At 46.0% G+C, this 10,508-nt stretch carries 3 protein-coding genes; all 3 read right to left on the reverse strand.

Going from position 1 to position 10,508, the window contains the following annotated elements; genetic code table 11:
* Positions 1-185: 185 nt before the first annotated feature.
* Positions 186-539 (reverse strand): type II toxin-antitoxin system RelE/ParE family toxin, encoded by a 354-nt coding sequence (locus tag ACLFWI_RS18925; RefSeq protein ID WP_446414196.1) that lies wholly within the window; start codon positions 537-539, stop codon positions 186-188.
* Complete coding sequence (locus tag ACLFWI_RS18930) at positions 536-826, reverse strand: hypothetical protein (RefSeq protein ID WP_446414197.1); 291 nt, start codon at positions 824-826, stop codon at positions 536-538. The genes ACLFWI_RS18925 and ACLFWI_RS18930 overlap by 4 nt, the downstream gene beginning before the upstream one ends.
* 379 nt (positions 827-1,205) lie before the next feature.
* Positions 1,206-10,289, reverse strand: coding sequence for a PA14 domain-containing protein (locus ACLFWI_RS18935; RefSeq protein ID WP_446414198.1), 9,084 nt, complete (start codon positions 10,287-10,289; stop codon positions 1,206-1,208).
* Positions 10,290-10,508: the final 219 nt, after the last annotated feature.

Raw genomic sequence — 10,508 nt, forward strand, 5'->3', positions numbered from 1 at the left:
AGGCGATCTGCTGTAGGCAGCAGCGCTTCGCTATCGCACGCTGGGGATAGAGGAGGTGCGATCGCGTGGGAGTCCAGGTATTTGTAGGGGCGGGTTTAGGCGTTTAATTTTGATGTTTGTGATCACGTTTCAACCAAACCCGCCCTGACTCAAAATGGAGGTGTTTTAGGCGATCGCTCTTTTGATCAGGAATTAGTGCAAACTGGGAGGGAAAGGGCGATCGCACTCCGTCCATTCAGTCTGCGCGTGAAAATATTATTTAAGTTACGATAACCACTAATAATCCGCAAAATTTCAATTTTATCTTCATCTTCAACAATTTGATAAAAAATAATGTAACCCATCAATGGCACACCCCGTAAACCGGGGGCAAGCTGTGAATAGGAGCGCCCCAAGTAAGGAAATTGTGCCAGATGCTGACATTTTTTACCAAATCCTTCCACAAAGCGATCACCCGCATCGACATTTTGCTCTAAAAAGTAATCGGAAATTGCGGATAAATCCCTACTGGCTTCAACCGTAATGACCAAGGATTTCATACAGTGCGTTCTCTTGCTTGTTGCACTTTATTTCTAAGTTGAGCGAGTACATCTTCTGCATTTAAAACTTCGCCGCGTTTTGCTTGTTCTTGTGCTAGGTGAATTTTCTGGCGAGTTGCATTAACCCATGCTAAATAGTCTGGGCTATCATTCGCATTGGAAAGGGCGACATCATCGATCAATAACAGCAAGGCTGTGTTGAGAGCGTCCTCTAAGGAGGAATATTGTCCATACTTTACTAAAGCTTCAAGGACGTGAGTTTGCTCTTGGCTCAAGGTGATTTGCATGATTACCTTTGATCGTGGCAAGGGTTGAAATATACCTCTACTGTATCGTAGTCTCCCAGTCAGCGATCGCAATCCTCACGTATCCCAAACGCGATCGCACATCACCATCAAACATTTTTCATTCCTGGTGATCGGGTGTATCTGGGAATAGAGGGGATGCGATCGCGTGGGAGTCTAGGTATTTGTAGGGGCGGGTTTAGGCGTTTAATTTTGATGTTTGTGATCACGTTCCAACCAAACCCGCCCTGACTCAAAATGGAGGTGTGTTTTAGGCGATCGTTTCCAGGGAAGAAGGTGCGATCGCACCCGTGATCGGTCATCTGTAACTGATTCAAAACATAGGAAGAATGTTCAGATTATTTATGGCATCAGTGAAGCATTAAGGCAAGTCAAATGGTATGGTTTCCCAAATAGTTTTTTCTCCAAAAGAGAAGAAATTCTTTGCCAAGCCTACTGTGTGCAACATTTTTTCACTAAGGTACGGCAAATTAAAGTTATAAGTATCAGCAACACGGGTGGTCATTTTAAATTTAATTTGACCTTTCTTCGGATTTGAAGAAGATGTTGGTTCCCAGTAAAAACTGGCTTTGTAAGAATAATCAAATGCACCGAGAGAAAGATACCAATCATCTAATGGATTGGAAAACCAAAATTTACCTGCGCCTTGAAATCCATGAGTTATGCTTCCTATCTGATATCGGTCTTTAACTGCATATTTAGCCTTATCGATTAGCTGTTTCTTGACTCCATCAATATCGAGGACTTTTTTGAGTGCTGGGGAATCGTTGATTGCGCGATCCAGATCAAAATACTTATCCTTGCCAGACTTGGATAGATAGTGTTTAAAGAAGTCAACGGCATTTTTACCACCAAAAGTAGCTAGATTTAAACGACGCATTGTTTCAGTTGGTACATCTAAAAATAGGGGCTTTAGCCACCCTAGTGAATTGTACTCTTCCAAGCGTAACTCACTCTGCTTCTCTTGTGCAAATTCATAGAAAGAATATGCTAGTTTGTCAGAACCTAGATAACCTTTTTCATCTCCTTTATTATAGTGTTCAAATCTCCAATTAATTGAAGAATCACCACCGCCAGAGTCGCCACCGCCAGAGTCGCCACCCCCGGAATTGCCAGAACTCAAGCGACTCAACGCAGTTATGGGATGTTCGCGTGTTCCATTAGGTCGGGTAACATGGACATGGGTATGACGACCACCAGGACCACTAGGTCTCGTATAACCAGTCCAACCTTCATTCCCTAAATAGTGACCAGCACTAATTTTTTGGTTAACTTTTAGGCTGGAATTAAAACTATTGAAGTGAAGGTAGAGGAAGGTTCGCTGTAGTTCTTCATTCCAGACAGTAACGTATTTTCCACCGTACTGATCGGTTCCAATATGCTTGACAGTTCCCCCAGTCAAGGAATATACCTTGTGAGGATAAGCCCCTTGATGAACAGTATCAAGTGCGAGATGGTCTGGATGATAGTCTTGACTTCTGTAACCTGGGCTACCACCGTAAAGACGGTGGATATATTGCTCAAGATTAGTGATGGGACCGCCATTATCGACACTTCCACCATCACCACCGCCACCACCGGGCAATCCTTCTGGATTCCCGAAAATATAGGCACTCGGCACCCAAGTATTTGTCCCCTTAATCCGGAACCAGCGACTATCAGGAGTTCCCAACTGGGTATCAGTCGCCGTCTCCCCATGCGTCCAAGCATCAAACGTCAACCACTGCTTATAACCCGTTGCACCTCCCGTCCGGTGATGCAAATTAGGCGTGTGACGATGAGCCGTTCCACGATTAGGCATCGCCCAACCTACAAACTCTTTGTAGTTATAGGTATGCGCCCTAACTGAACCATCACCCATAATCTGAATATATCCATGTTGGAACGGTTGGTAAGTAATGCCCTTCCCAATATCACGCGCATCCCCAGTCGGATAACCAAACTTCCTTGGTCCTCCTTTGCTCAAATAAGTATCCCAAATCTTGCCGTGGATATAGTAGAAAGCATTTGTATTATGCCGCCGCATCAAAATGCCACTACCATTCTTGCCATGATCGAAATCTTGGACATAACCATGATGCCAGCCGTGAACATCATTAATCGGTAGCCCAACTCGGTCATAACCACCATGTTTCTGGAACGCTCCAGGGAGTTCTCGACTCAAATTATTGTTAGCATCCAAGCCAACAACATACTTGGAAGCCTTCTCCATTCCTAGTTTTGCTCGTACACCACCACCATATTCCCGATGCTTCACCTCAACCGGATACTGTCCCCCCTTCGTAAACGTGGCATATCCCGTGGTCTGGGTAGCGATCTCCTTCATCTTGTCAATTGGTTTTTGACCATTCACCGACACAATAAAGCCATCATCGTGATCCGCTTTAAAGCGATACGTTCCCCGGTCAAACGGTCGATTGGTTGTCCAACGTACCGAGAAATTATCCTTCGGCATTCCCGGAGCCGGACTTTGAGAAGAATTCCAGTATTTATCTAAATTGCCACGAGAACCGCTATCTTGGCTTACCACCAAAGGATCGCCCGCCCAATTTCGATTATCAAAATACTCACCTCGCCACGCATCTGCGGGAATCGTCAGCGTCTTCGGCGTTCCCAGGGCATATTCGTAATAGGTGGGATTCGTCATTCCCGGTGCCCAGAACAAGCGTCCATTCTGCAACTCCAATTCATAGGCTCCATTGCCCAAATCCTTTTGAGAAGCTACAGGAGGACCAAACTGAGTGACACCTCCTCCATTTTGATACGCCTCCCACAACTTGCCAAAGACATAGTGACCCGTATCAGCAAAAATCGCCCCACGTCCCTGAGTGCCTCGGAACTCCTGATAAAAAGCAGGTAGTATCCACATTGGACCATAGGAACCAGATGGAATAGGTGATGCATAGTATTTTTGCTGCAAGTTGTCAACAGGAACCCCAACGGCTCCCTCGCCTAATTGTTGCTCTAGTTCAGCATGAATTGTCGCTAACTGGGGTGCAACCGCATCACCCGAACTATCAGATAGATAATCCCAATCCAAACCGACATAAGCTCGTCCATATTTTTCCGAATGTTCTACCTCAATCCGATGAATACCTGAAGGCAGAACGATTTCTTCTTCATAAGGCGTATCATAGGGGGGATTGCTCCAGCGATCTATGACTTTCTCCCCATTGATAAAGACACGAACTCCATCATCTCCTTTTAACTTAAAGTTATAAGTTCCTTCGCGTAAATAACGATGAGTTGTCAGACGAGAAGAGAAATTATCCTGGGAAACTTTAGAATCTGGACTTCCTTGACTCCAATTCAGGTCAAAATCTCCCAACCATCCAGAAGGGGTTGGGTTAACAATGCGCGTAACCACGGGCGCACCCTGCAAATCCCGATTGTTATAATACTCAGCTACCCAGGGTTGAAGCCACCCCGAACCCGATGAATTACCCCCATCAAGATCCAATGGTTGATAGGTATAGATAGGTTCTCCTGCTACCTTTTTCCAGTCAAACAGAATTGCCGCACCTCCCCAGTCTTCGTAATGCTCGACGCGAATCCGGTGATAGCCCTTATCCAAAGCCAGTAAGACCTTATTCGTAGTCAAGGCTTGCAACTTCCATTGATCAATAACTAACTGGTCATTAATCCAGACTCTGACCCCATCATCCGACTTACTCGTAAACTCATAAACGCCAGGTTCGTTAAAATAACGGGTTGTAGTTGATCGATCAGAAAAGTCATCATCACCAATGGGTATACCCCATTCATGACCTTGCCCCCAGTCTTTATTCAGGAAACCTGTTCCTCCGCCACGATAACCTGCCAAATTCTTAGGATTCAGGTCTTTGCCTCGGAAAAATTCAATAGCCCATTCTTTTGGAGGATTAGCCTGTTCCCACCGGAGTAAGTTGGCAGCACTGCCTTTATTTTCATGGTACTCAACCATCACCTGATGATAACCCGGTTCAATAGCAGCAAAAGCTCGTCGTTCCTCAAAAGGCGAATCTTTCCACTTGTCGATAATTAACTTGCCATCCACATAAACACGCACCCCATCATCCGCCTGATTGATGAAGTTATAAATCCCGCCATCAAAATAGCTGGTGGTAATCCAACGCGCCCCAAATTGATCTTCCTTAATCCCTCGCGTTCCCACTGGTGCGCCACCTCCTGCATGGAAGCGCAAATCGCTCATTTCTTCATATTTCGACCACTGAGGAGAACCCGTTAGGTTTTTGTTATTCCAATATTGAGCGTGCCAATTGGACGTGCTGCTATTGCCGCTATCTGGAGGCAACTTATTGATGGCTTGGGTATCATAAACAGTTGTTCCATATTGGGGATGCCATAGGATATATCCCCCTTCAAAGTCCTGCTTCACCCAACCATTGCCAATACCCTGTTCTCGGCTAGTGGGGAAACCTAGCCAACTTGAAGGACCACCCATTTTGTCATAACGCCCGCCAATCGCGCCCCAAGTGGGATGTGCGCCATGTTTCGACAGCCAAATTTTACTGGGAATCCCGTCACGTCCGCCCCGGAAATGTTGAACCTGACCACCGCTTTTATCTAAGCCACCTTTAACCGGGATTGCATCAGTTTTGGGATAGCCAACGCTTCTGGCACCACCAAGCTCCATAAATTTCGTCCAAATCTGACCCCCAACCCAGTAGGAGTTATCATTGGCGTTGGACTTCATAATGGCTCCCCGACCTTGAGAACCGCCCTCAAAATCTTGAGTATGACCGCCTTCCCACACATGAACATTATTGATGGGATAGCCTAACTCTGGAATTGCGCCATTGCGTTGATAGGTATTGACATAGGTGCTATGAACCGACCGCCCATCGTAACCTACCGGACGAAAATCTCCCGTCCAGTCATTCAATAAACCCGAAGGTTCCCACTTGAAGGTTTGACCCGCAATGCCACCTTTTTCAAAATATTCAACGACAATCTTATGTTCGCCTTCAGGAATAGCAATATAAGCATCCCGGCGCGACCAAGGTTCACCCGCTTTCCATTTGTCGATGACTTTCACGCCATTTACATAAACCCGGACTCCATCATCAGCTTGACTAATAAAGTTATAGAAGCCCCCATCAAAATGACTGGTCGTTTCCCAACGGGTAGAGAAATTATCCTCTTTAACCCCTCGCGTTCCAACTGGCGCACCCGAACCCGCATTAAAGCGAATTTCTCCAGGCGGTTCGGTCATTGTCCACGCAGGAACACCAGAAAGATTGGTGTTATTCCAGTATTTAACCGTCCATTCATCCGTACTCCCGTGACCACTATCTGGGGGTAAAGAATTAACCGCTTTTGTGTTGTAAACAGTCGTTCCATGTTGGGGATGCCATAGCATATATCCCCCTTCAAAGTCCTGCTTCACCCAACCATTACCAATTCCTTTTTCACCACTGGTGGGGAAACCAAGCCAACTCGAAGAACCACCCATTTTGTCATAACGTCCGCCAATAGCACCCCAAGTGGGATGTGCGCCATGTTTCGACGACCAAATTTTGCTAGGAATTCCCTTGGCTCCTCGGAAGTGCTGAACTTTACCACCGCTATTATCTAAGCCACCTTTGACCCGAATTGCATCAGTTTTGGGATAACCGACATATTCCGCACCACCCCGATTCAAAAACTCTTGCCAAATCTTTCCACCAACCCAGTAAGCATTAGAGCTACCATCGGGTTTCATGATTGCGCCTTGACCATCACGCCCTCCGGTAAACTGTTGCGTCTGACCCTGTTCCCAACGCTCAACATAACCAGTAGGAAATCCTACGCCCTCAAAACGACCATTCCGATTAAATGATTGAATGAAACCAGCATGAGTGATTTTTCCATCAAATCCAATCTGACTCCAAACCGGGATATTCCCAGGAACTTCTTTTACTGGAAATCCGCTACCCGTGAAATAAGGAATTGCTTTCTGACCATTCCAAATAATATGACCATTCTTAAAGGTTTGCTTAAGGAATCCATTCCCTAAATCAACAGGCTCATCAATGGGTTGTCCCAATTTAACGTTGTGGGTTTTATAAACATCATCAATTGCTTTTTGAGCAACACTACTTAAAGAATCAGTAGGAGATTGTGCTGATCCTGATGAATTGATAGGAACGACTAAATCATCACTCCAGTGTTTGCCATCGAAAGCAGCAATGACAATTGACTGTTCTTTATCTGGCTCACTTCCAGCAACAAACTGCAAATCTTTAAGTTGACTAGCGTTGATGTACAGGGTTCGAGGTTGTTTCACACCATTCAAGGTGAAATAGCTACCGTCACTACTAGAATCTCGGTTATGGAAGTAGTAACTTTGCATATCATCGCCGTCAGAATCTTGAACGCTGAAGAGGCTTGCTCCAGCAACAGTAGCACCGGGGGATAGAGCAACGTTGTTGGTGCTAATCACGGGTAAACGGTTAGTAGCTGCGGAGCCATTGATAGGAAGTGGATTGGCTACAAAATTACCGTATTGACTCCAGTGCTTACCATCAAAAGCCCGAATAGCAAGAGTTTCAGTTTTTCCCGCTTCGCTACTCGCCACAAACTGCATATCTTTCAACTGGCTCGCATTCACATAAATTGAGCCAGATTGTCTTACACCATTAAGCGTGATGTAGCCACTGTTATCACCATGATCTCGGTCGTAGATGTGATAGATCTGCATAGCGTCGCCATCAGCATCATTGACACTAAATAGGGTAGACAGTGGTACAGTTTCTCCTGGCTTAAATGCGCGATTATGTACAATAATTTCTGGTTGCTTATTTTCCTGGATAGAGCCATTAATGGTCTGAGGATTGATGACAGCATTAATCGCTGAACTCCAGACCTTGCCATCAGAAGCCCGAATTGAAAACGTCTGAGTTTTTCCTGGTTCGCTACCGCTCACGAATTGCAAATCCTTGAGTTGGTCGGCATTGATGGTAAAAGATACACCAGTCTTAACCCCATTTAGAGTGAAGTAGCCACTACCGGGCATTCGATCGGATGAATAAAATTTGTATTGCAGAATAGGATTACCATCTTGATGCGTCACTGAGAAGAAGTTGGCAGCAGGAATGACTTGATTAGGCGAGGCATGAAGATTATGCACTGTCAGAGTGGGAGCGCTACTATTGACAGCGCGATCGCCCGCTGTAAAGACCCCTTCACCACCCCAAGTTTCAGGAATCAAAGTCGAAGCTGCATCATGTTCTTCCCCAGAGGTTGCCTTCGCCAGATTGACAGCCGCCGCTATATTCAACAAGCCAGCACCTGTCTCAGCATCTTGACCCGTACTGCCCAAATCCGTGGCTGTATTCTTAATAATCTCAGCCACCTGGCGGTAACTCAACTCAGGATTCGCCGCCCAAACCTGGGACACCGCCCCCGTCACCTTCGCCGTGGCTACGGAAGTTCCAGCCATGGCACTGGTTCCTTCTCCAGCTAAGGACAATTGAGGATTATCCACCGTCCCGCCATAAGCCATTACATCCAACCCATGACCATGACTGGAATAATCCGTGCGGTTAGCCCCCTTCCAAACCGACGTTTCCGGGTCAAACTGTTCGGCAGCCCCCACGGTGAGGATATTGTCAAACTCCTGAGAAGCCTGTCCTAATACCGACATCACATCCCCATCATTGCCAGCCGCCACCACTAACATGACATTATTCTGACGGGCATATTCGATCGCGGATCGTTCTTGAGGGGTAAACTCATAACGAGTGGTAACGTTTCCATCCGCATCAATTTGGGTTAAATCCATACTCAGATTAACCACAGCATTGGGTTGACCCGATTCTTGAGCCGCATCAACAAATTCAACTAATGATTCTGCCCATTGACCGGAACCCACAGCACGCCCAACCCAAATTGGCGCATCATCGTTAATCCCTTCAACACCAATATCATTATCTTGAGTCGCCCCAATAGTACCTAAAACATGGGTGCCATGTTCATTCCCCTCACCAGCTTCCATCAGAGGGTTATTATCGCCATCAATCCGATCTTGTCCTAAACTAATTCGGCTATAGTCAATATCGGGGTTATTATCACTGAAACCTGTATCAATAATGCCGACTAACGGCTGATTTTCCTGGGGAAACTCATACTGGACAGGTTCAGCGAGTTCAGAATCTGTTGTCGGTTCGGTAACGATTTCACTGTTGTTAACAGGTTCATCGGTAGCGACATCGGTTGATGCATCAGTTGTCGGTTCGGTAACGATTTCACTATTGTTAACAGGTTCATCGATAACAACATCCGTTGATTCATCAGTTGTCGGTTCGGTGACTATTTCACTCTCATCGACTGGAATGTCATCGGTTGGAGATTCTCCGACCAATTCATCCGTTAATAGTTCGCCATCATCAGGCGTATCTGGAGTAATATAAGGTTCGGCATAATCAATCAACGCTTGACCCAAATCAGTCTCCCGCCAATCCTTTCCAGACTCAATCACCTCATCCATTAAAGCGGCTTCACCCGTCGCCCCGCGCACTTGGAAAATAACATCGTTATAATCCCCATCTGACTTGGTATCCACCCGCAAATCTTCCATCACAAAGGTACTTCCATCCCCCGTGACATCGGCAATTTGTCCAGTATGGAAGGCATCTTCTGGATTCGCTGTCGCCATGGAAAATAGGGGACGCGCCGCCCCTCCCACATCGGGATTATCAAACACCCGTTGCACTGTATTATTGGGAACCAGCATAAAGCCAAACTCATCCCCTGGACGCATTTGGACTGTCTTAACTCCCAAATACTCTCCAGAATTTTGGTCGCTTTCTCCTAATTCGCCAACGAACCGCGCCCCCTCAGTTTGGTCACTAATCACAATATGACCTAACTCTGAATCACTCAACGCACGAGACGCCGCTTCCTGAATAAACGCCTCCGAACCCGGTTCAAACTCCTCCATCCCCTCTAAACTAAAGACGGCGAGTTCACCTTCATATCCCCCACCATCAAAGAGGAAATCAACACTAACTTCCCCAGTTTGTCCAACCGTAAATACCCCGGATTCAAAGGTCACACTGGAACTATCTAACCCAGTTAACAGCGATTCATTTAATAGCGTTTCTTCCGTCAGCGCTTCATCAGTGGCTTCACTTTCCGCCACGTCATCCAGTGAAGTAACAAAGGGAATCTCTTCTAAGGTTTCCTCTCCTGCAACCGAGGTGACGAAGGCAATCTCCTCTAAATTATTATCTGAAATATCGCCAAAACCTTCCTCAATCTCCGGAATATCAATATCAGCAATTTGGTCAGCCGAGATATCGATATCCACGGGATCTATAGAATTATCCGTGCCATCCAATAACCCACTGGGCGTTAAAATCGGTTCTAAAATAAAGGCTTGCGGTAACTCCTGACCCTTCTTTTTCGACGCAAATCCTTGAGCATCAGGACGTTTCTTTGAGGAAAAATTAAACCAAGACATAGATGACCCTTTTGTGGAATAGTACAGGTAAAATTACTGATTAAGCCAAGGGGCAAAATCTCTAGGATGCTATGAGTCGCTAAGGGCTTAAACCCATTCAAATTGGCAGGCAAGTTCGACTCTAGCCCAGCCTACAATTATGACGATGAATTAAGGAAACACTGGATACAGCGCTTTGCGCTGTAATAAAGTACAGTAGATCAAAGTCCCCCTTCAGAT

It is taken from the genome of Coleofasciculus sp. (genome assembly GCF_046539235.1).
In the GTDB taxonomy this organism is placed as follows: Bacteria; Cyanobacteriota; Cyanobacteriia; order Cyanobacteriales; family Coleofasciculaceae; genus Coleofasciculus.